Origin of the sequence: Ideonella sp. (genome assembly GCF_044358605.1) — a bacterium.
In the GTDB taxonomy this organism is placed as follows: Bacteria; Pseudomonadota; Gammaproteobacteria; order Burkholderiales; family Burkholderiaceae_C; genus Ideonella.
In genome coordinates this window covers 79,703-101,929 of record NZ_JBIKNQ010000008.1, presented here as the reverse complement: position 1 = coordinate 101,929, position 22,227 = coordinate 79,703, and the positions used below count along the sequence as shown (strand labels likewise).

Genomic DNA, 22,227 nt, shown 5'->3' with positions numbered 1-22,227 from the left:
ACGCTGTACGTCCGCCGCCGCCTGACCTTCTCTTGATTCGCTTGCATAAGTGTCCACTTGAGTTAAGTGGACGCGAGGCTCTTACATCCAAGACTCAGGGGCAAGGTGGGTTGGGCGGACGCTTACGGTGCTGCAGGGTCGCGCCTCCGCAAAACCAGCCCTCCAATAAGAAGAGCCTCTCAATGGAGAGGCTCTTCCCTTCAGAAGCTGCAGTACGCAGTTTGTAAGTCGCCCCGTCTCATTGACGTGGGCGCTCATGAGCTTACTTCTTCTTCTCTTTTTTGCCCATGCCGGCACCCACGGTGATGGGTTGCGGGCTCAAGGGTGATTGAAAGTGCTTGAGAGCCATCTGATAGAGCGGCAACACCAGCTCATCGGGCTCCTGGCCATGGCCAGCGTCTGCGGTGTACAGCGCAGACATGATGCGGCCACTGGCATCCAGCCCGCCCTCCAGATCCATACCAAAGTGTTTCCAAAGGATCGGGAAGTGGTGGTTCAGCAGTGCGGCATCTAGCGTGTTCTGAACAATCACGGCGTGGAAATCATGATTGGCTTCCAATGCGAGATCTATTGCGGCAATTGGATTGAGTCGCTCAGGCGCCTCTTCGATGCAGTTGTTCCATGCCTCCAGGTCGCCCCCCATCGCTTTCGCCACAACTCTGACAACTTGCTCGCGGTACTTTTTGGGGCGCAGGTAGGGGCACACCGCAATCACCCCTGTTTTGCTGGCGCGGCGAGCGCCTACACACAGGGCAGCAGAGCCGCCTGATGATGCGCCGTACAGCACCACGTTATCGCGTGCTACGCCGATCTCGTCGCATGCTTTGTCAATCAGTGCGATGACTTCAGGAACCAGGTCGTGCTCAAAGTCTCCGAAATACAGCGATGGCCGTGGCAGACCCGCGCCCCAATTCTGTTCGCCCAATGGGTCCGAGATCGACAAGATAGGACACTCATAAGCCTCATCCCAGTCATGACGCATGAACATGGGGCTTGTGTTCTTCGTGTCACCGGCTTTGCTTCGGCGAGCACCGTGAAAGGTGACGACCAGACGATCTGCCTTACGACGCAAGTTCAAACTGGCATTGAGCGTGAAATGCCCGGTCTTGACGCGAAGGGTCGTAATGGCACCTTCTTCCAGTTTCCAAGGGGCGTCTAGGGTGCTGATCTCTTCGGCTGCGACTGCAACTACCTTGCCTTGGTCAGGCAACTTTGGAACCATGGCCCCGGCTTGGGCTTCGAGACGTAACATGTAACGCAACTCCCTAGAAAGAAGGCAAATATCGGAAGGGGGATGTCAGATTTGTTCCACAGGTGGAGCGCCTGAATGTCGAGCAAAGCACACTCACAAACAGAATTGAGCAGTCCCCCAAAAAAGTAGTGTACCGGCGTTAGGGCCTAGAGTGTTTTTTGCAGCGGCTTCACTTTAGGTGGGGAGCGCTGCTCAAAGGCCGATAAATACAGGCGGTGCATGGCCTCGGAGATGGCTGGCACATTCGGCTTAGCGGGAGTTCCTAAACTGCTCAAGGACTCGCCTTGCAGCCTGAGCCATTCAAAGGCGTTGTCGGTCAGCACCAAGAGATCGTCTTCGCTACGAATGGCGCGCTCATCCTGCTTGTCCGGCAAGGCGGCGAAAGGCGCCCCCAGTCGTTTTTCCATCCAAGCAATGTCTTTGGCCTTTTCGTCGATCACGGGCTGCACAACTTCTCTGGCCAGCCGGGCCTTGTTGCCTTGAAGGGTTTCCAGAAGTCGCATGAATCTGGCGGTCGCTTGGACAGCCTCGGCGCCACGCGGTTCAGCGGGGCCAAGCTTGCGGTACATGTACAGCAGGCACACCGCATCTTTGGACATACTGACGTTGGTGCGTCGCGTTTGCCAATCTGAGGCGTCTAAGTTGAGGCGAGCCGCGAAGTCTTGAACGACGTCACCCTGTACGAAGGTCGCGGGCTCATAAGCAAAGTATCGGATGGATTTTCGTCCAAACGCCTGTTCAAGCTTACGGAATCGCTTGGCATAGTCAGGGTAATGAGACCCCAGGTTGAACTTGCCTTTGCCGTTGCGCACAGCCGTCTGAAACATGCTGTCGACAAAGCTGAATGGGTCGCGCACGTAGCTCACCACTTGCAGCTCCGGCGCCAAAGGTCTCAACCAATCAGCCAATGTCTTGATGGCGCCGGCTTCTAGCCCTGTGAGCATCTCCGCCGACATGATGACGGCACTTGCCTGTGGGTCTGCCAAGCCTTCTGCGATCGCTTGCTGAAGCTTTTTTCTCTCTTGCAGCAATTCAGTGCGGGTGCGGCCACGCCGCCTGTTGGCGGGGAATTCCTCTGGCTCCTCCATACATATGGTCGCCAACACACGGCTGAGGTTGACACCGTGGTCATGCATATACCTAACGCCAAGTTGAGGCGGGACATGGAGCAGGGTGCGATGTATGGATGAGCTTCCAGTCTTGGGCATGCCCACATGCAAGATGTGCTTCATGGCTAGGCTTCCTGTCAGGCTTGGTCGAACTGGTAGCCGAATCGTTCGATGACAGGGGCGTAAAGCTTTTGTACCAATTCGATGCTGCTGGCGTCGTAAAACTCGCGGAAGTCTCTCTTCTTGCCGCTGTCAACGCGTTCTGTGGTGACGTTGAACTGAGCGACCTCGATCTTGCCTGGAACGCCTATCCGCTGCATGGCTTCATCGAAGCCTTCTTGGAGCTTCTCGAACCGGATCACGTGGTCAACGCCTTCCAAGTACAGCATAGGGCCTTTGAAAGTGCGTTCGCCGGAAAGAAACTCAGAGTGAACCTCTTTGAGCCATTCGGGAAACGTCATCTCATTGGCCATCGTGACGCGCGTGGCCAGAGCCTCGTTCTTTTGGGCCCAATTCGCTTTCTCGCCTGATGCGGCAAATCTGCCCCGCAGCTTCATGTAGCGGCTGACCAAGAGGTCATACGGATTCCGGACGCCGACAAACTTAAAGGCTTGTTTGACTTCTTCTTGAGTCAATAGCTTTGAGTTAAGCAGCATCTTGATCGTGGTGTGGTGCTTGTTGGCCACGACCTTGCCATTCTTTCGAACATCCGCCTTCGGGATTTGCTCGCCTTCGAGCTGCTCGATCAAGGTTTTGTTGATGGCCTTGCTGCCCGTTTGCGGGCTCGCCAAAAACAAGAAATTGTGTTTTTTGGAGTAAACAGCCATGTCGTTTCGTCTTGATCAGCAGTTGATGGGCTGGGAGGGTGCTTTGCCGGGTTTGGCTGGTGCGAGGGCTTGAATAGGGGCAGGAATCGGATACTTAAATACTCGGTAGTCACGCAAGCAATGCTTACGCAGTTGTCGCCAAGCCTCAGGCGACAGCTCTGCATTGCGCTCGCTGGATGAGGCACTTCGATTCTCATTGCCGAGGCTAACGTCCAGATTCAGCCGTTTCAGTACCTTCGGCCAATCTCTTTCCATGTGCTCCACCTTGCCGACGAAGTCGACGATGAGCGCACCCTCACCGTCGCAGAGGCTCTGCCACTGGGGCTTGGCACCTACATCCTGCCAAGTGAGAGGGTTGCGGACAAACGCGTCGAAATCTGTGGAAGCCATCGCTGACTGAACCGCCTTGAACTTATAGGGGGCTCGGCTTGGGAGCTTGCCGCTGCTCTGGAATGTCGCTCGCTCTGCATCCGTCAAGGGGCTGCGATTCGCCAAACCGAGAACATAGGAGTGCAACGACCGTAGCCGATCTACAGGCTCACGCACAAACCCAAATGTGAAATAGCTCTTCCACAGCGCGTCGCCCAAAATCTGCTGAGCCTCTAGTGCCGAGGAATGCTTCTTGAGTCGAATGCACTGGCTAAAGAAACTCTTGTGTCGTTCGCCATCTTCCGTCGATCCAATGACGAGATCATTGACCGTTAGTCGACTAGATAAGGCCATCTCAATGCTTGTACCTGCACACTTGTGGACATGCACAAATACAAAGTGTCTGTTGGGCGAAATGATCATTTGGTGATGAGCTCTGTTCGAGGCGAGTGATGCATCGGTTCAGCCCCCCAAGATGCCGGGGGTAGACCAAATCGCCTCGAGTGATTGGGTGTTCTTGCGAATGAGTTGCTGCGTCTGTGCGTCCACGAACTTGTCATCGTCTGGGTCGCGTTTGGTAATGGGTGCGGACAGCAGCAGATCAACTTCGCGGCCAAGAACCTCTTTGGGCTGCATGATCTGGCGGACAAAAGGCAGCCCCGCGAATGCGCAGAGCGCTTGGAGCGACTCCTCTGGCTTGTCGGTGATCCAGTCATAAGGTGCGACAAACAACTGTTGTGGCCACAAGGCCCTTGCTTGAACAATGTGGTCTGTCACGTCCTGGAAGTGAGCGATCAACTGCTCAGCTGTTTTGTCCATCCAAGCCCAAGAGTCTGCGCCTTTGCCAAGAGCCTTCTCCGCGGCCAGTCGCTTCCAGTAAGACGCGACGATACTGACCGGGTCACGCGTACAAACTATGACTCTGGCCTGCGGGAACAACTCGAGCATTCGGTTGATTCGGCGCACATGTCCAGGTGTCTTTTCCAGAGGGCGGCGGCCTCCATAAACTTGGTGGGCGCTGAAATAGAAGAACGCACGAATGAGGTCTGCGTCTGACACTTCGTCTTTGTCTGGCGTAAGGCTGGCCACCAGATGCCTGAATTGCTCAGCATTGTCTTTGCCCTGGAGGTAGGCCAACACCATCTGGGGTGGTGGGTTCTCCAGAACGGCGCGAGGCTTCACAAAGACAAACGTCTCATAGACATCCTTGACCGCAAACAGGTCTGGGTGACGGCTCAATGAGAGTTGCAATATCGACGTTCCGGAGCGCTCCAGTCCGCATATAAATACTGGACGTGCGTTCTTCGCCCATTGGCGAATGTCCTGTAATCCCGTCATCCGCATCCCTCGTACTTCAACATAAATATTGTCTACAACTCTAGACAGCAAGCCTAGCATTGTGACTGCACTTTGGGTAGCTCCTCCTGATGAGTCAGGGGGGGCTCGTGCCTTGGCGGCGCAAAGGCGGATCTTTCAAGCCGTGCCTGCTCGCGAGGGGGCTGCAGCGCAGGCCTCCCCCTAAATTCGCCCCCCTAACATACGGAGGTCCAGCGGCTTTTCTGCGGGCTCTTGAGGGTCCATTCAGGCCATCGGCGAAGTATAGTAAACAGCAAACAAGAGTGATCTTGCTGCGGGGCTCTCGGTTCCTCTGCTTGATCGTAGTGTTCGTCCTATTGACTCAGTGCGCCCTGGCACGCTCTACCGTCTTCGGCGAGAGTCGCGCGTGATTGGGCAAGCGTTGGGTCGGCTCTTTAGATGAACCTCCATGGGGAAACCGATTGAATGAATCAGTCTGACTTGCCGGATCGGCTGGGGCAAGTGCACAAGCTTGTGGCTGAGTTGCGCTTGTTGCAAAGCCAGATGAATCACACCGTAGACCAGCTCTGCGAGCTGGTGGGTCGGCCTGAGGCGGCTGCTCTGCTGCAAGGCGGATTGCCCAAGAGTGGCGCGTTAGAGCGGGTTTTTACGCCGCGATTCTTGGAGTTACCGCATCAAGCGCCGTTTGTGCATGAGCCGAGTGATGGTCAAGCGCTTTGCGCGGACACGCGGTTCTATAGCAACCATCGGCAGAGTTTGGTGCAAGTCGTTCAACAGGCCATGCCTCGGCATGCGTTCTCGCGTTACGGTCTGATCATCAACTACGCAGAGTTTGATGGCGACTTGCTGTCGCTGGTGATTGATGCGCGGGAACTCCTGACGGTGCAGTCTGCTGGCAAAGCGACGCTAGAGTTGGTCATTGAGACGAGCTGTGGTCAGCATTGTGCGTTCTTTGCAAAGGTGGCATGGCGCGTCGCTGATGCTTGGAGTGAGCGCCAGTTGTCCGTTCGATCTAACCAAGTGTCAACGTCATCCGTTGAGATCGAGCGGTTTGATCCGGACTTGGTGGGCGCGCTGGATATCCACCTCATGTTCAATCCTGATGCCAGGGGGAGCATCGAGGTCCGCCGCATGGCTCTGACCCTCAGGGTCCAGCCCATGCCTGCCGTTATAGCCGTTCCTGAGAACGTGTTCGAATGAAGGCGGGCCTGAGCATGGCGATTGGCTGTTCTTGTGGTGCAACGTAATCCCCATGACTATTTCGCACACATCCTTTGATACCACTTCCGTCCCATCTAGCTCCGAGGCTCGCATCGATTGGTCAAAGGGTAGATTGATTGGGTTTTCCGTCCCCGAGCATGAGCACGCCGCTTTCGATGTGGTTCGGCTCTTCCTCGACGGGTGCTGCATTCACTCAGCAATTGCCAATCGATCTGTGTTTGAACTCGCCAAGGACTTGGTGGGCTTGCGCCTGCCCTCCACTGAGCATTCAGGGTTCGAGCTGCGAGTCCCTCAACAGAGCCTGTTGCCGGGCCACCTCCGCTCAGGGGAGGTTGTTCTTGAGTTGCGCTCAGCCAGTGACGCAGTGATTTTCCGTCATGAGTTGCAGGGTCCGCATGAGTTGCTGCGCCTGACAGAAGGCACGCCGACGGATTTGATGTATCGGGTGCGTTTTCAGCAGGTGGTGGACGGTGCGATTCATGGCATCGTCGAGGACATCTACGGTACAGGCCTGCGGCCAGCACTACTGGTTCGCTTCAATGACGGACCGGCGGATCCCTTGTCGATCTACAACAGTTCTGCCGACGGTGGTATTCATTGCTTTGCCGTGCCATTACGGGCGGACCGCCTTCTAGGTGGCGTGAACCATGTTCATGTCCAAACCCCTGCCGGTCACACCATGGCGAGCTTCCCTATTCAGATGGGCAGCGTTCATCCTGGAGAGACGGACAGAAGACTCGGCGCGCTCGAGGCGGAGGTGGCTTTCCTCAAGCACCTCTTGCTCAATCAGAGTAGTGAGGCGATGAATGTCCGCTTGGCTCTGATGAAGGGCGAAATAGTCAACATCTGCTCCGACATGCTGGCGCTGCAGCGGGTCAATCTGGAGCGTGAGGTACTGGGCCAGTTACGCAAGGGCATTCAGGCCGACAACAAGCCGAATTGACCTTTCAAGGACTTATTCTCCCCAATGCAGTTCGTCAGATGAGCAAGCGTCGGCGTCTTTACTTGTTCTCTCCATTGCCGCCACAGCGCAATGGCTTGGCGGACTATATTGTTGAGTACCTTCCGTACTTGACTACTCAATTCGATGTGTACTTGGTGTCCGAGAGTGGTCTTGCAGCAGGTGCCAGACAGGCGCTTGCGCATGTGCCGGCCCTGACCGTCATCGACGAGGCGCACTTTCTTGCTCGGCAGCCGGAGGCTGACGCGCAGACACTCTACAACGTTGGTAACAACGTTGACTGTGCCTACATGCTTGACTATGTTCATCGTTGGCCAGGCGTCGTGATCGTGCATGACGTGTCACTCTTCTATCTGCACCAAGTTGCGGCCCACTCTGGACGCTTGAATAGCGCATTGGGCTCTTGGCTAGTTCGTGACCAATATCTGCTGCCTGATGATCTGATGGGGCCAGACGGGTCACTGACCCGTACCCCCGGAACCTTGTATCAAGAGTGCCTGATGCTGCGAGAGATTGTGGCGTCTGCTCAAGGCTTGATGGTGCATACCAACTATGCAGAACAACGACTGCGGGGTGGGGCTCTGGACATACCGATAGGCAGCGCGGCTGGTAAGCCACTGGTTCGCATTCCCCATTTTGTGCTCCCGCCTCCGAAACTTGACGCTCACCACGTCAGCCAAGTGCTGGAGCGATTTGACGTACAAGATGGTGATTTCTTGATGTTGGTTCCTGGCTTTCTGACGGGCAATAAGATGCTCTACGAAGTCATGGTGGCGTACGACCAAGTGCTTCACGAGTTACCGAACCTGAAGCTGGTTTTTGCCGGTGAAGAGCGTGCGTCGGAGTACCCGCTTTCTCAGCGAATTTCGCAGCGCTGGCCTCACGCTCAGGCTCCGAAAGTAACAGGGTACCTTGATGCCATAGAACTCGACATTTTGTTGGGGCGCGCCGATTTGTCATTTGTGTTGCGCTATCCAACCTACGGCGAGTCGTCAGGCATTTTGCCCCGTGCAGCAATGGGGGGCGGGGATGTCGTCACCGTTGATATTGGCGCGTATCCGGAGTTTGAGTCGCCCCTTGTCACAACCGTGGCGGTGGGGCGGCATGTCGTCTCGCAGTTAGTGGCCGCTATTCAGGCTTCGTATGGGCGGTGGTCACAAGGTGTCAATCGTGGACAGCGACGCCTTGACGAAGCGCGTCGCCTAGAGCGCTTGCTGCCTCATGCGCTATACGGCAGGCTCAAGGGTTTGCTGGATGCTTCATGGGGTATGAGGTCATGAGGGGGATTGAGCCTTGGGCAGACCTTCTTGCCTGTGCGCTGGCGCACCAAAGCCGAAGCTTGCCGGTCGCTGTTTTGCATGAAGCGCAGCGAGTTTTTCCCCTTGTGGAAGCAAGAGCCTCGACAGCTTGGATCCACGCGAGCCGCCCGGAGTTGACCGACTTCTGCCGAATAGCTGCGGGGCAGCCGCTGCGCAGAGAGAGATTGGTCGTTGGCGAGGGGCATGCATCTCGCCTCATCACACGCAGTGGCTTGGTGATCGTCTGCGTCCCCCAAATGCCAACGGCGGTCCGCGCATTTCGGGATCTTGTGGCCTCCAGGAGTCCAGCTTCAGCGGTGCTGCTGTATGGCCCTGAAGAAAGCCCAGGCTGGTCGGACATGCTCAGCACTGAGTCGAGTTCGAACTGGACGATGATGGACACGGGCGGCCGCGGATTGTTCGCGCTCAACCCCGTAGCGCGAGATCGCTTGGTCGATCTGTCCCTGCCGACTAAGCTCGACACTCGCTTTGCCCATTTACTGATTCAGCGGTTTCATGGCGTGTTCGCATCGACCGTGAAGTTTGAAATCTCCGGCAGCCGCATCCGCCTGCGCTTCAGAGCCGATCCACTCAACTTCATTGCTGCAGCGTCCGATTCGCTGGCGCATCACATCATGGTTGAGGGGCGGGCGCTTTTCAACCCGCGTGGATTGGCTTCCGTGATGCTGCCTTGGGATTGCTGCCACCAAGCGCGCTTCTTGTTGCGTAATGTGCGAGATCGTGTCGATGACGCTGAGATAGCAGTAGATGAAGCAGACTTGCGAGTGTCCTACGTCGACTACACCGAGCAAGGGGCTCGATTGACCGTGCAGCTTCCGCCGATAACGCATGGCCGCACAGCAGGCCTTCACCTTTCAATCTCTCGCTCTGCGGTGCCTGCTGATGGCTTCTGCGATATCGGGGCGGCTGAGTTTTCTGCGGAACTTGAATGAGCGCTCCTCGCGTCCTGCTGGTCACATTCAATCGATTGGCGCCCGCCGATCAAGGCAATGCGCGCCGCATCCTCCAACTCGTGGGCTTCTATCGGAAAAAGGGCTATGAGATAGATCTTGTTTATCACAACGAAGAAGGTTTTGATCCTGCTCTCGCCAATGCCTTGCACCTGTTATTCAGTCGCGTGGTGGTGGTGAAATCAAGTGCACCCAAGCACATCCGTCAACCAGAGCACATTTGTCGAATTGACGATTGGTATGACCCGGCCATCGGCCAGATGTGCCAGCACCTGCATCGTTTGCATGGCTACCAAATTGTCCATGTCAACTATGTTTGGTATGCCCCGATATTTCAGCACTTTGGGCCAGATGTCATCAAGGTCTTAGATACGCACGACGTTTTTGCTGACCGCGCCGACAAGTACAAGCGCGCCGGTATGCTGCCTCAATGGTTCAGTACCAGTCGAGCCGAAGAAGATGCCGCAATCAGGCTTGCAGACGCAGCGCTCGCCATTCAAAAAGAAGAAGCAGCGGAAATGGTCGAGCGCGGGCATCAAAATATACTTTATTTCCCCTACGTGGAGCTCGCCAGTCGCGACTTTACCAGTCCTGAAATTGGACGACGCCCACTGACATTAGGCTATTTGGGAAGCGGAAACGACTGGAATATATTGAGCATGCGGGAATTGGTGGCGCAAATGAGGCGTCGAAAAGAAAGATTCCCATTCCCGATCATTGTGGCGGGTGGCGTATCTAAACATGTCAGAGAGACGCCGGGCATCATAAAATTAGGCTTTGTGAAGGAGCTGCATACCTTTTATGATGCGATTGATGTCGCCATTAATCCCATGGTGGGCGGAACGGGACTCAAGATCAAGACTGTCGAACCGCTACGTTACGGAAAGCCAGTAATCACTACGCCTTCGGGCGCGCAGGGGCTCACGCACCTTTGGCAGCAGCCCATACTGAAAGATGCCGAAGAATTGCTGAGCTATTTAGTCGAGCACTTCAATGGCCCCAACTCCACTGGAATCAAGCAGCTGATTGCCCAAGCCCAAGCCACTCGCGAAGCCCTTGAGGCAGAATACCTCGCGCAGGTTGATAGATTCAGTCGATGGCTGAAACACCGCCTGAATTGATCTGCAGCATCTTGCGCGACATGATGATCACCAGCTCAGCCTGTTTGGCTCTGGCGCGAACCACGCAGCGCAGTGGCAATGTCCGATCACGGCCCCACTGCATTGACTCATGGCGGCGGTGCTTAATCCCCTCCCTTGGCCTATTGCGGCGGTGGAAAAATATAAGCGGGCCGTCTGCAGATCGTTGGCTGACAAATTAATGTAACCAGGACGCAGTTCGATAAAGCTTAGTCAAAAATTAATTGACGAAACAATGGGGAATTCAGGCTTGGTTGTTGGTGTAACCATACTGAGCCATGCTCGGTCCGCATATTCTTATGACTTGCCGAACCTCGGCAGGTGTAAGTATGCCTTTGCTCTGGTGGTCACTCTCAATTGATTTGAAGGAAGCAAAATCAACTGCGGAAAATGGCTCGCCAAGAAAATCTAGTACGCAATGAATTTCTTGCGTTGGGGATGCAACGAAATCTTCATACCTGAGCTCATGAATCCGGTTAGGGAAGGCCTTCTTCAGGCCTTTGATGACAGCAACTGCTTCGGTCCAATAATTGGTAGCACCAACGATGCTGGGTACGCTCATGACCTTGCCAATGCGGAGGCTTGCAACAACATTCAAAGGGTTCCTAACAATATGCACAAACTTGCTGTGTGGGAACTGAGCCGCAGCCAAAAAGGCGCCGTAAACATTTTGAGGTGTCTTATCAAACCAGCGATTAGCCTCTGGTTTATTGCGTTCAAGGTAAAGGGCCATATACTGCCGATACACATCGCGCCGAGATTCAGCCTTTTTTATGATGGTGCTGAACTCATCTTCTGTGATGCCGTCCAACTGACGGTGGCGCTTCAGGATGGGGTTGTTCACCAAGGTTTTGATCATGGACTCCGTCCCAAACGGCTCAGACCATCGAAAGTAATGTGTTTCCTCTGGGCAGGCTAGGTTGGGATGTAGCCGGAGTGCATCACGCAGCATCGTAGTACCAGATCGAACGCAACCTAAGATGAAGAAAGGGCTGATGTTTTTGGCAGAAGTGGTGGGCATACGATTAAGAGTTTGGGGTTGAAGAGTGTGTCTTGCTCAACGCAGGACGTGCTCGACGTAACTGCAGCCAGGCTAAGTGATCAGTATTAAAAAACTGTTCTTCTGGCAGCGCTTTCTGAGCACGTGCGAGAAAATGGATAGATTGAGCAGGTGTGTTTCGTGCCACCTCTGCCAAATTATGTAAATTCGCGTAAATCGCCTTTTCTGAAGCGAGCTTTGGGAAGTGCTCTTGTGGCAGCCAAGCGTTAGTGAACGCGGCATGATAAATCGATTTGACTAGGCTTGAGTTCCAATGGCGAGGGGCAAAGCGCAGGGCGGCTTCCGCGCGCTGAATTTTGGTGAGATGAGGAGGATCTAGGCATACAAGCGTCGCGTTGCAATCCCAGGGTACAAAATTTCTAAGCCAACTGTCTGTACTGGTGTCGACTAACACCGCCGACATTTGGGTGGGGTGGGAGTTCACGAATTCGTAGAGTGCTGCGGCGGGCGCATACTCAAACCATTCATTTGAGGGCGTGTGCGTCTCTCCACTAGGCGATTTTTTGTGAACGGGCAAGTCTGGCGGAGCAAGTGGATCCAGGATCAACAAGTCAGTTTGCGCTTCGCGCTGGGCGGCTGCTATGAGGGACCTGGCATAGGGTAAACATGATGACCAGAGCACGAGGTAGGCACGCTCGTTGCGGTCCATGACACCGCGCCAGTCATCCTCCAGCGTGCCAATGTGTCCACGCGCAGATTTGACGCTGGTGGCTCTTGCCAAATAGCAGCGGTACTCTGGTGTCGGAGTGCCTACTCGCTCAAAGTAGTTGTTTGAAGGCTCAACTCGGCTGACGGCGTCGTTGAGCTGGCTTCTCAAGGTCTGTGCGCTCGGCGCTAGCTTGCGCGCAAAGAAGAAAGGTTGCGCCATCAGATGCTCGAAATGACCGTTGTCCAGAACCATCGGTCGGCCCCATGGGTCAAACTCGTAATAGGTGAGGCTGTGCCCGCTAATCTGTGTCGACGATACGGCTTCTGCGACAAAGGTTTGAATGACGAACTCGTCGGGAATCCAGCACGTCTTGAAAAACCGTTGGTGACGATCATCATTCAAGCGGCTAACGACATGCGCCGCCGTGCGACGAGTCAGGCAGAACCATTGCGAGCCAAAATGGATCCGCAGTTTTGAAGGCAAGCGTCGACGCACCCCCAACTGCTTCTGAAGCCAAACGAAGCGCTCAAACCAGCGTCGATGTGACTTGAAGTTGAAAGGAAAATAGAGTTGGTATCGCTCCTGCTGCAGTCCGTCCTGTACCCAACGATGGCGCTCTGCGTCGACAGCTTCGATAAACTCTGTCTCAGGAAACTGCATCAAGAACGCCCGCAAGCTCTCCGCTGGGCGAATAGGAACGCAACTCCCGCTCACTAAAATCATGCGATCTGCGCCGAATGATTCGTCATGAAGCGCCGACTCCATGAGTTTCTTCGTTGCTTCCACCAAAGAGTACTCACCCCATCGGCACCGCACGCGCTGCTCAAGCCAAAAAACTTGGACACCGGGCGGCAGGAGGGCTTTTAGTTGGCGCAGGTTGTCAGTGGACTGAGCCTGATCATAATGAATATATACCTTGATCTCGGAGTCCGCGTAGAAGGGGGACTGCAGTGCCTCCGCAATGATGCTCGGAGACTCGTGACACAGCATCAGTAGGGCAATCTTCATTTTCAGAACCACAGGCCAGCCTGGATGAATCCTAATCTACTGAGCTGCGAGGTGCCCTCATAGCGCAAAGAAACGTTGGCATCAAATAGAATTAAATCGTCAGCTTCCGCATAAGCTTTGTATTCGAAACTGGCGTCATAGTGCTCACCACGAACTAGCTCTTCCTTGGCCTTGCCTTGGAGTAAATTGACATACTTAAAGTGAAATAATGCGCCTGATACGGCCTCAGGGCGTGTGCGCAAGTCACCATTGAGCTTGGGGTCGTTGAGATGATGCATTGATGATATATAACGCAGACCCTTTCGCCATCGAACGAGAGGCACTTTATTTAGTGCTGGGGAACGACTGGGTGAATGCGCAAAGAGAACCCGAGCGCGACAGCCACCTTGAATCCAGAAATTGTGATGATCTGGATTGAAAGATTGAGTCAAATTAAATCGGTCAAAGTAAGGGCAGAGGTCAAACGGGTCGGTTGTCGAGTCTAGAGGGGTTTGGGAAATTGATTTATCGCTGTAGGCATCAATCATGACAGCCAACAGACTGTCCTGCTCGATGGCTTCAAGCTGTCGCGTTAAACTAAGTAATCCCCGATCTTCCGAGTATGGGTATACCAAGAACTCGTCGGGGTCGGCCGTTAAGCACCATTTGCCTGGTCCATATTGATCAAGCAATGTGTTACACCAATCCATCCCGAAATTGGCGGCCTTATAACTGGAGCTGACGCGCCAATGCGAGCAGTCAGGCTGTTGCTCCAAATAGTGGGATAGGCCGTCCACGGAGTCGTTGTCGACAAACAAGAAGTGTTCGACACCCAACTGTCGATAGTGGGCAAGAAACTTGGGGATACGCATCATCTCATTGCGAACACAGCACACCGCTATGCACCACGCTGAGGCTATGGACTTAGACCTGACATGTGCAGGCACTAGATCACGCCCATGGCGCCGAATTCGCTGCCAGTCGGAAAGGTCAGAGAGTCTCATCAATATCTGCCAAGGGATGCGCGCAATCATGCAGCCTTGAATGCTGCTCAGAGCGGAAAATGCCCCCCGTTTCAGCAATCATTCGGGCATAGATCTGATACTCAGCGGCCTGCGCGAAATGCTGTTGACGCACGACCTCCTCTTGTACCTTTCCCGCAAAGCCTGCGTGATACTTAAAGTGCGCCAGCCAAGCGGATGGCTTTCCGACCTCTACGTTCGAAGCGTAATGAAGGCCTTCGGCAAAGTGTATCCAAGGCTGATATCGAAAGATGGAGATTTTTTGAGAGGTAAAGGCATTAGGGGGTGAACTCGGCACGAGGCGATGTCGCAATGCGCTGACATAGCTCGACTGGTTCGAGAACTGACCAGAGCCTAGACGCCACGGCAACACTGCTGGCGTATCGATGTAGGGGGCGGCTTCAAAGGGAGGGTGTTGAGTGAAGTCGGCCTCTGCCAGTGCCCCCTCGGGCAGCATGTCGATCATCGGCGTTTGCAAGGCGGTACACCCGGAGCGTTCCACCTCTTGCAGCCAAGCTGCAATGCCCCCCGCTTGCAGGCTCGGAACCACCAATAGTTCGTCGGCGTCCACCGCAATGACCCACTTGCCCATGGCATGGTGGGCCATGGCGGTCAGCTGCCAGGTGACGCCGTAGCGCGCTGAGCGGTAGTCCGCATTGGCGCTGTAAACCATCACATCGGGTTGGGCCAAGAGTAGTGCAGTGGTCCCATCATCGGAGAGGTTGTCAATGAAGATGAAGCGGGTAACACCGAGGCGACGGTAGTGCTCCAAGAAGTGCGGCAGCATGACGATTTCATTGCGCACCACGCACACGACCAGCACGTCAGGGTGACCGAACTCCTGAAGGGTCTCAGCGGGACTGAGTAGACGCAAGGTCCTCGCTGTGTTGGGGGAAGGGCCGCTCGGCGGGCTATCACTCGGCCAGAGAGTTAAAGACGGCAGCAATTGATCGCGGTCCCATGCGCGCCGGTGCTCAACTACTTGAGGATGTAGCCATGTGTGGCTCAGCGCATGAGGCGTCACTCCGAGTTCGGCCAAGAGCAGGCGGATCAAATGATCAGGCCCCGTGCAGGCGGCCATCAAGTCTTGCGCGAGCAGGCTGGCGCAGCTTCGGATCAGAGCTGTGGCCGTCTCGCGCGTCAGAAGGCAGCCCGTCGGGTCGCCCAAGAAACGATTGACATCCGGGGCCGGGGATATTTGGGTGTCCCATGCCAACGAAACAGGGCGGCGTGGAGCGCTCACCCAGTGCTCAGTCGGGCCGCAGTAGGCGGGTAGGTCTTCGTTCAGAAGCTGCTGCAAGGTGGGGATATGAATTCGGCCGGACCAAGGCAGGATGCAGACTGCTTGCTCCTCGGTACATTCCACGAACCACGCAATCGTGCGCAACCAGCGCATGGCCAGACTCTGACGGGCCTCCCATGGCGGCAGGTCAGGGCTTGAATGGGCGCAAGCGATCCTCCAAACAGTCCAGTCAGCCACAATGCCGCTGCGCCCCAGTCCAGGGGCATCCTCGGGTGCTTCATCTTCGCTGTCCTCAGGAATCCAGACCACGCGCAATGCCTTTGCTGGAGCCGGTGTCGCGGCCGCTGCCGCGCTCAGGCGGGGCAACTGATAGACCTGTGCCAATGCGTCCGGTTTCGGGGGGAGCAACGCAGCACAGTCGACCAGAGGGGCTTGCCGCCATCTCAGGCCCTCTGTGGGCCCCAGTCGATTGAGCCACTCAGCCACCGCAGCATGACCTGGTGACAGCTCGTGGGTGGTGCTCAAGTGACTAGCCCATTCCCTCACAATGCGTCTGGCCTCTCGTCCTGCCGCGCCAGACTGCTCACACCAGCGGCTGATCAAGGCTTGGGTTGGGGCCGGCACCTCAGTCCACTGAGATGGAGGCGCCTGAAGCAGGGGCGCAACGGCTTCGTAGACTTGGTCCAGCGTGGCAGAGAGCGTTCCCGTTAACTCAATGCCCAGCCGATTTCTTTGTGCCCAGAAACCAGGATTAAGCCCTTGATGTGACAAGACCTTGTGCACATCGATCAGGCTGGCAGACGGATCGTTGGCATCCGTATGAGCCAACCAAGTCCAAAGAGACACAAGGAGATGGTGGTCGTGTTGCCGCTCACCTGACGAGCCGGCACAAAGCACTGCTCCAAGCAGGGCATGTCGAACGGTGCCCCAGGCGGGGTCCGGGCCTAAATCATCTGGGCGTTGGCCGCAAAGAGCTTCCATGGACCAGCGCAAACATTCAGTATTGAGCCAGCCGGGAGAGGACTTCGCGAGTCGCTCGCACGCTCTAACAGCCCCATCAACGCGGTGCGACAGCAACAACCAGGGCAGCCTGACGGAGTCTGCCCAGGGCGAGTGATCGGCCTCCAAGCTCAACCATGTCGACTCGGAGATCTGGGGAAAGATGACGGAGAACAGCTGGTTGACGCAACTCCATGGTGCTATCGCGAGCAAGAGGCGCTGCTTGACTTCATGGGGTGCCGCCGAAATCGCCTGCGCTAGGCTTTGGGCATCACTTTCAGCACCAGACAATGACAAGTTCAGCGCCTTCAAGGCTTGCCACAGTGCTGAATCCGTCGCCGTCTGCGGCAGCGGTATCGTGCCAGAGAGGCCTGAGTGAAACGGCGCGACAAACAACCCTTCGGCCACGCCTCGACTCATCAGACCATTGATGGCTGAAGCGCTTAATCTCGCTTGACCATGCAGGGCTAAAGCATGGTTCATCCAGCGCAGCGCCAGCATTTGCTCAGCGACAGAGCGTTCAGGCAAAGGCTTTGGCAGCGTTGAGTCACTGATGCGCATGCGTGCATCAACTGCGGCGGCATCCAGAATGACGGATTGGCCATACAAGAGCTGCCCATTGACAACAATCTTGATCTCAACGGCTTCATTCGGCAAAACAGCCCAGATCGCGGACGGAATGTCCAGCGCGAATCCATGGGGTAGATCTCCCTCATGGAGGTCTGGTCTGGGAAACCGATGCGGCTGCACTTCCCAAAGGCGGCCAGCATGCCAAAGACTGAATCGGCAGGTCGCTGTCAAGGAGTCCCTCGCCCAGCCCTCTACACGTAGCTCGTCAAAACGATCGACGTGGCCCTGCACCGCCTCCGGCGCATCCCAGGGGCCTTCGAGAGACCAGCCCAAAGCTCGAAGCCATGGGCCTAATTGTTGTCTTGCGGCGCACACCTGCGGGGTGGCTGGCATCGACTGGAGGTGAGCCAGAAGAGGCGGAAGGGCTTCGATTTCCTTGGCCGACGGCGGCTGCGACAGCGTGCTGTCTATGGCCTTGAGGATGTCTGGCCCGTGAGGGAGATCGAGCGTCACTCCTGCGGCCGAAATTTGAACCGGTAGAAGTTGTCCAGACGAATTCCAGATCTCAGCACTTAGCTCAACGGAGTATCCATACAAAACCTCAGCCTTGAGTCCCAAGTCTGTCGCGACATCATCTCGAGCGTGACGAGTGACTTTGGCGGCTACGGGCCTGCCGTTGACCAGCACCAAGATCTCCGCCTGTTGGTCAGGCGCACTCGCAGCGGCCCAGCCTAAAACCTGGAGGCCGACAACCCGTTCGAGCACGTGCAGCGCGTTCATGGCTGTGATACCGAGATGTAAATCAAGCAATACCAACTCATGGATTGTCTATGCCTCTACTTCCGGAGACTCGACCGTGTCCGGTACCTTCAAAAGACGGAGTGCTAACTCGGCTGGCGCAGTGGAGAGCCAAAGCGGCAGAGTGAGGTGCCCCGGGTGGTGCTCTCTGACCCGTTCGGCTTGGGCACCCAGGTCAAACACGGCAACACGGCGACCGCTGCGCAAGGCGGCGGAAACGACATAGCAATATGTCTCTGGCCAAATCGAGGGGACGAAGATCAGATGCGGAGCGTGTTCCCGAATGCGTTCAGGCAACTCTTGATCAAAATACCGGCCCAGCACCTTGACGCCGCAGTCGCCGAGTTGGGAGTCGTCCATGGAGTAGCCAAGCAAGGCCAATTCTATGGGTAACGCGCGCTCCTGAATCACCGTCCCTAGCTTGCACAAGACATCAAACCCCTTGATCTTGCTGATGGCACCAATCGCCAAAACACGCAGGCGCTCACCAGGCGCGGGCAGTGAGCCTTGAAGCCTCAAGGCGGACTTGATTTCCTCGTGAGGCTCAATCTCCAATTGAAGCTGCGGTGCCAGCTCTTGCAGTCTTCGCTTCACATCGAGAGACGGCACCACAATTTGGTCTGCTGATTCCAGCAGGCCTAGTGAGCCAGAACGCCATTGCTCAATGGTGCCGGTCGACTCAATCAAGCCATCTTTGGCCAGGCAAGCGTTGCAGGTGGCTGCCGCAGGCTGAGCGCAGTACTGCCCATCTGCATTCACGAGGTTGACCCTTGGGCAGACAAAGTAGTAGTCGTGTATCGCCATGCGCAGGCGCAGACCTAGCCGTCGACAAGTAGCGATCAGCTGATTCCCCAAGCTCACTGGAAAGTCGATCAAGTGATGTACATGCACTTCATCGATGGCCAAAGTCTTGAGCACCTCATCAAAAAATTCGGTGGGCAGCGTGGGCAGCACCGCCAAATTGTTGAGACGGTGCAGGGCAGGATTCATCACCGCTACGCGGCCGGACTGGTGTGAAGGCCTCAGCTCAAACACCCCCTTGCCTTGGTCTTGCAGCGCCTTAGTCTGCTCAACGATATGTCGCTCGGTGCCGCCGCCACGGTTGTGGCAGACCAGCAGCACATTGCTGCTTTCAGCGACTTTCTTGAGTCGAGCCAAATCAATGCGGGCTCGATAGAGCCCGGCGGGATCAGTGGCGATGTGCCGCTGAATATCGGCTTCGTAGCTGGGGTAAAGCTTGTTCAGCGTCTTTAGCGCGAGTGCCGTGCGCGCAGAGGCTTCAGCCTTGAAGCTGACGGAGCCCACGTGTCGCACATAGGTATCGCAGGCAATCCCGTGGCGCCAGCCTTGGCGCAACATTCGTTGGCAAAGGTCATTCTCTTCGCCATAGCCGCGGCCGAAGCGACGCTCGTCCAGCAAACCCACTTCGTTCAGGGCCGTGCGACGAATAAACATACAAAACCCGACACCGGTCGGTGCATAGGCCAGTTCGCCGGCATTGACCTGGCTGGCGATGGCATCTATCTCGGTATGGCTGACTTCGATCGCGAAGCGGTTGTCGCTTTGCGGTTCAGGGTAGCTGCAGATCGTTGCGTTGTTGGACAGCGGTGTGATGGTGGCCAGTTCATAGCGTCGCTCAGCATGCTTGACCAATCGATCCAACCAGTCGCCATACACCTCGGTGTCGCTGTTCAGAATGAGGACATCTCGGTCACGTTGCATCCTCAGCCCTAAGTTCACCGTTTTGACAAAACCGAGATTGGTTTTGTTGTGCTCTAGGGTGAAAAGGTCTCGCGCCGCCAGATTGCGAAGCTTGGCGTTGAGGATAGGGTCCGGGCCGGCATCGTTGATCACGACCACGCGGTGTGGCGTCTGAACGGGGGCCGTCAGGACCGACCAGAGGCAACGTAGCGTTTCAATGGCGCCGCTGTGCACCGGGATGATCACATCCACGACGGGTGCGCTGGCCCAAACTCTGGGCTGCAGATCAACCCAGAACGTGGGGTCCAGAAGATTTTGGTCCTCTTCGTCCGGATCCGATGAGTGGTTGGCGGATGAGGGTTGCCCGGGCCTGGGTTCATGTGCCGCTGCGGCTTGTTCATGGAGAAGGTGTGCCAGGGCTCCACTGGCCAACAGGGTCAGTGGGCTGTCTTTGGCCACACGAAGCTGCGGTTGGCTGTTCATTAGCCGACGCAGATCCAGCCCCGGTAGCGGATTGCGCCCTTCCCGCCAACCCCAGTTTTGGAAATGCTCCAAAGGGTCTTGACCTGACTGCATCACATCAGGGTTGGCCTGCAGGTAGTACTCACCGTCAAACCAAGCGGTCGGATAGATGCCTTGATGCCGGAGCACTAGGCCATAGTGCAGCAGTCGGTTGATGCCGTGGCGTTCACCGCAATGGGCGTCGTAGTGCTTGAGGTCAAACAGCGGGCTAGGGGTGAGTCCAGCAGCATCCCCGAAAAGCACATAGTGACGTAGAGCGGAAAGGCCCTTCAGGTCGACCGAGTTGACCTGTGTCAGGTAGTGCTTGCGATCAAACAGACCCAGACTTCGGGTCAACTTGACCTCAAAGTCGATCAGAGTGTGACGTCGACCCAGGAGCCTGCCCGCAGAGCGCAAGGCACGAATGCTCTGCAGCATGATCCGTGCGTGTGAGCGCTTGCGTGGAACCTCAATGACAACGACGCCCATGACCGCCTGCTACTGCTCTAGGCGTACCTTGATTCGGAGCTTACTTTGCGGCGATGGAGCCGTTCAAGACGCCTGCCGAGACCGCCAACTGATACAGCACCGAAGTGATGCCCCGCGCCACTTCAACCCACTTGGTTTCCACCTTCGGGAACACCATGATTTCGTCCCCAGGGCTGGGGGTGCCGCCATTGGTGTCGATGGTGCCGTTGGTCTTCAAGATCAAGAGCTTGTTGCGATCGGCGCGTTGGGTGAATCCGCCCACCAACTCCACATAGTCAGCTGCCGCAGCATTGGGTGTGTAGACCATGGTGTTGGGGAACAGCACTTCGCCGGACACCGACACGACATTGCTGCGCTCAGGTAGGCGCACCACATCGCCGTCTTCCATCAGGGTTTCGGCGGCGGCTTCCTTGGAGCTCAACACCACCTGGCCCTTGGGCTGGATGGTCTTGGCGCGCTCGATGAACTGCATGATCATCTCGGACTCGCTCTTGCGCAACGTGGCTTCTTCGTTGGTGGCAGAGCGACCCGTCAGTGCTGCCGCTTCGAGGCCGCGCAAGGTCGCATCGAGGTTTTCCTTTTGACGCTGTGCCACCGAGCGACGATACAACTGCAGCGCGTCCATATTGGCTTGGGGCGCTGGGTTGATGCGCTCGATCACGTCCTTCAGGCGAGCGCCGTAGGGCAGGATGAAGGTGCGCTCACCTTGATGGGCGCCATCTATCCGTACCTGGATGGTGGAGGGGAACTTGTCGGCCGTCAGCGTGACTTCGTCCCCTGCCTCCACCATCACCTCGTTGGCCTTGGCCAGGGGGTGGTACTCGCTGCGCTTCTCTGGGCCAATGGAGCGCACGATATTGATGTGTGTCGCATTGGGCGTGGGCGAGGCCATGGCCAGAAGGTCGGCCGCTTTGATGCGGGCCTCGGCCAGCTCAAAGCGGTAGGCGTTCTGGGCTTCACCTTGTACGGTGACGGTGTGCTTGCGCGCCGCGATGACCACGGTGTCGCCGTCTTGCAGCTGCATCTGTTCGATCTGGCCTTTGAGCAGGAAGTTATAGAGGTTCAGTCGCGAGCGTAGCTTGCCGTTGCGCATCACGTCCACGCTCAGATAGCTGCCGCGTTCGGTGTCGATGCCACCGGCCTTGTCCAGGTAGTACAGCACTGAGTCAGACGATAAGCCGCCGTAGAGGCCGGGGGCACGCACAAAACCCGTGACATAGACCTTGACGGGCTGTGCCGCTTCGAGCGTGGCATAGACCCCCACATTGGCTCTGAACACGCGCTTGATGGTGGTCTCGACCGACTGGTTCAACTCGCCGTTGCGCACGCCAGCCACCTTCACCGGGCCCACATTGGGAATGAAGATATTGCCTTGCGGGTCCACCAACTGGGTGGACTCATGCGTCACCGCGCCCCACAGGCGCACCAGCACACGGTCGCCCGTCGCCAGGGTGTAGTCGGGGTTAAAGCCGGTGAAGGTCACCGAGCCAAAACGCCCGCTGAACATTTGCGAGCCGAACATCACCGGTAGCCCCGCCCCTGCGTTGGGCTGTGCTGGCAGAGGACCGGGCAACATGGCCGTGCTGCTGGTGGGCGCCGGTGTCGGTGCTGTGGCAGCGGGGGCTTGTGGCGTGGTGATGGCACCCATCGCCGTTGGGGTGACGGGGGTCTGGGCTTGCAGGGCGGCGCAAAGGCTGCTGCCCAAAGCCAGGGCAATGATGAGGCGATTCTTCATAGCGGTCAT

The 22,227-nt window shown here is 56.5% G+C and carries 16 protein-coding genes; 5 read left to right on the top strand and 11 right to left on the bottom strand.

Features of this window, described 5'->3' with window-relative positions:
* Window positions 1-262: 262 nt before the first annotated feature.
* From ACIQ3Q_RS04850 to ACIQ3Q_RS04830, 5 genes are all read right to left on the bottom strand, one after another.
* Window positions 263-1,252 carry an alpha/beta hydrolase family protein gene (locus ACIQ3Q_RS04850; RefSeq protein WP_396267867.1) on the bottom strand — a complete coding sequence of 330 codons (990 nt, stop codon included), beginning with the start codon at window positions 1,250-1,252 and terminating at the stop codon, window positions 263-265.
* 146 nt (window positions 1,253-1,398) lie between these two features.
* Window positions 1,399-2,466 (bottom strand): hypothetical protein, encoded by a 1,068-nt coding sequence (locus ACIQ3Q_RS04845; RefSeq protein WP_396267866.1) that lies wholly within the window; start codon window positions 2,464-2,466, stop codon window positions 1,399-1,401.
* A 32-nt stretch (window positions 2,467-2,498) separates the two neighbouring features.
* Window positions 2,499-3,188 carry a sulfotransferase family 2 domain-containing protein gene (locus tag ACIQ3Q_RS04840; protein ID WP_396267865.1) on the bottom strand — a complete coding sequence of 230 codons (690 nt, stop codon included), beginning with the start codon at window positions 3,186-3,188 and terminating at the stop codon, window positions 2,499-2,501.
* 15 nt (window positions 3,189-3,203) lie between these two features.
* Window positions 3,204-3,980 (bottom strand): sulfotransferase family 2 domain-containing protein, encoded by a 777-nt coding sequence (locus ACIQ3Q_RS04835; protein WP_396267864.1) that lies wholly within the window; start codon window positions 3,978-3,980, stop codon window positions 3,204-3,206.
* Window positions 3,981-4,019: 39 nt separating this feature from the next.
* A complete protein-coding gene (locus tag ACIQ3Q_RS04830; protein ID WP_396267863.1) occupies window positions 4,020-4,895 on the bottom strand; it encodes a sulfotransferase family protein in 876 nt (291 codons plus the stop codon).
* 507 nt (window positions 4,896-5,402) lie between these two features.
* Here ACIQ3Q_RS04830 and ACIQ3Q_RS04825 point away from each other — a divergent pair.
* From ACIQ3Q_RS04825 to ACIQ3Q_RS04805, 5 genes are all read left to right on the top strand, one after another.
* A complete protein-coding gene (locus tag ACIQ3Q_RS04825; RefSeq protein ID WP_396267862.1) occupies window positions 5,403-6,074 on the top strand; it encodes a hypothetical protein in 672 nt (223 codons plus the stop codon).
* 235 nt (window positions 6,075-6,309) lie between these two features.
* Entirely contained in the window at window positions 6,310-7,038 is a 729-nt protein-coding gene (locus tag ACIQ3Q_RS04820; RefSeq protein WP_396267861.1) for a hypothetical protein, read from the top strand.
* Window positions 7,039-7,076: 38 nt separating this feature from the next.
* The gene (locus ACIQ3Q_RS04815) at window positions 7,077-8,336 is read left to right on the top strand and encodes a hypothetical protein (RefSeq protein ID WP_396267859.1); all 1,260 of its coding nucleotides are present in this window, start codon (window positions 7,077-7,079) and stop codon (window positions 8,334-8,336) included.
* A 377-nt stretch (window positions 8,337-8,713) separates the two neighbouring features.
* Complete coding sequence (locus ACIQ3Q_RS04810; RefSeq protein WP_396267858.1) at window positions 8,714-9,307, top strand: hypothetical protein; 594 nt, start codon at window positions 8,714-8,716, stop codon at window positions 9,305-9,307.
* Complete coding sequence (locus ACIQ3Q_RS04805) at window positions 9,304-10,446, top strand: glycosyltransferase (protein ID WP_396267857.1); 1,143 nt, start codon at window positions 9,304-9,306, stop codon at window positions 10,444-10,446. Before ACIQ3Q_RS04810 ends, ACIQ3Q_RS04805 begins: the two co-directional genes overlap by 4 nt.
* A gap of 262 nt (window positions 10,447-10,708) precedes the next feature.
* Here the strand turns inward: ACIQ3Q_RS04805 and ACIQ3Q_RS04800 are convergent, their stop codons facing one another.
* From ACIQ3Q_RS04800 to ACIQ3Q_RS04775, 6 genes are all read right to left on the bottom strand, one after another.
* Window positions 10,709-11,485, bottom strand: a complete 777-nt coding sequence (locus tag ACIQ3Q_RS04800; protein ID WP_396267856.1) for a sulfotransferase family protein — start codon at window positions 11,483-11,485, stop codon at window positions 10,709-10,711.
* A gap of 4 nt (window positions 11,486-11,489) precedes the next feature.
* A complete protein-coding gene (locus ACIQ3Q_RS04795; RefSeq protein ID WP_396267855.1) occupies window positions 11,490-13,181 on the bottom strand; it encodes a beta-1,6-N-acetylglucosaminyltransferase in 1,692 nt (563 codons plus the stop codon).
* 2 nt (window positions 13,182-13,183) lie between these two features.
* Entirely contained in the window at window positions 13,184-14,032 is an 849-nt protein-coding gene (locus tag ACIQ3Q_RS04790; RefSeq protein ID WP_396267854.1) for a glycosyltransferase family 2 protein, read from the bottom strand.
* Window positions 14,033-14,150: 118 nt separating this feature from the next.
* Window positions 14,151-17,774 carry a glycosyltransferase family 2 protein gene (locus ACIQ3Q_RS04785; RefSeq protein ID WP_396267852.1) on the bottom strand — a complete coding sequence of 1,208 codons (3,624 nt, stop codon included), beginning with the start codon at window positions 17,772-17,774 and terminating at the stop codon, window positions 14,151-14,153.
* Window positions 17,775-17,822: 48 nt separating this feature from the next.
* A complete protein-coding gene (locus tag ACIQ3Q_RS04780) occupies window positions 17,823-20,351 on the bottom strand; it encodes a glycosyltransferase (RefSeq protein WP_396267850.1) in 2,529 nt (842 codons plus the stop codon).
* Between the two features lie 172 nt (window positions 20,352-20,523).
* Window positions 20,524-22,227 carry a polysaccharide biosynthesis/export family protein gene (locus tag ACIQ3Q_RS04775; protein WP_396267849.1) on the bottom strand — a complete coding sequence of 568 codons (1,704 nt, stop codon included), beginning with the start codon at window positions 22,225-22,227 and terminating at the stop codon, window positions 20,524-20,526.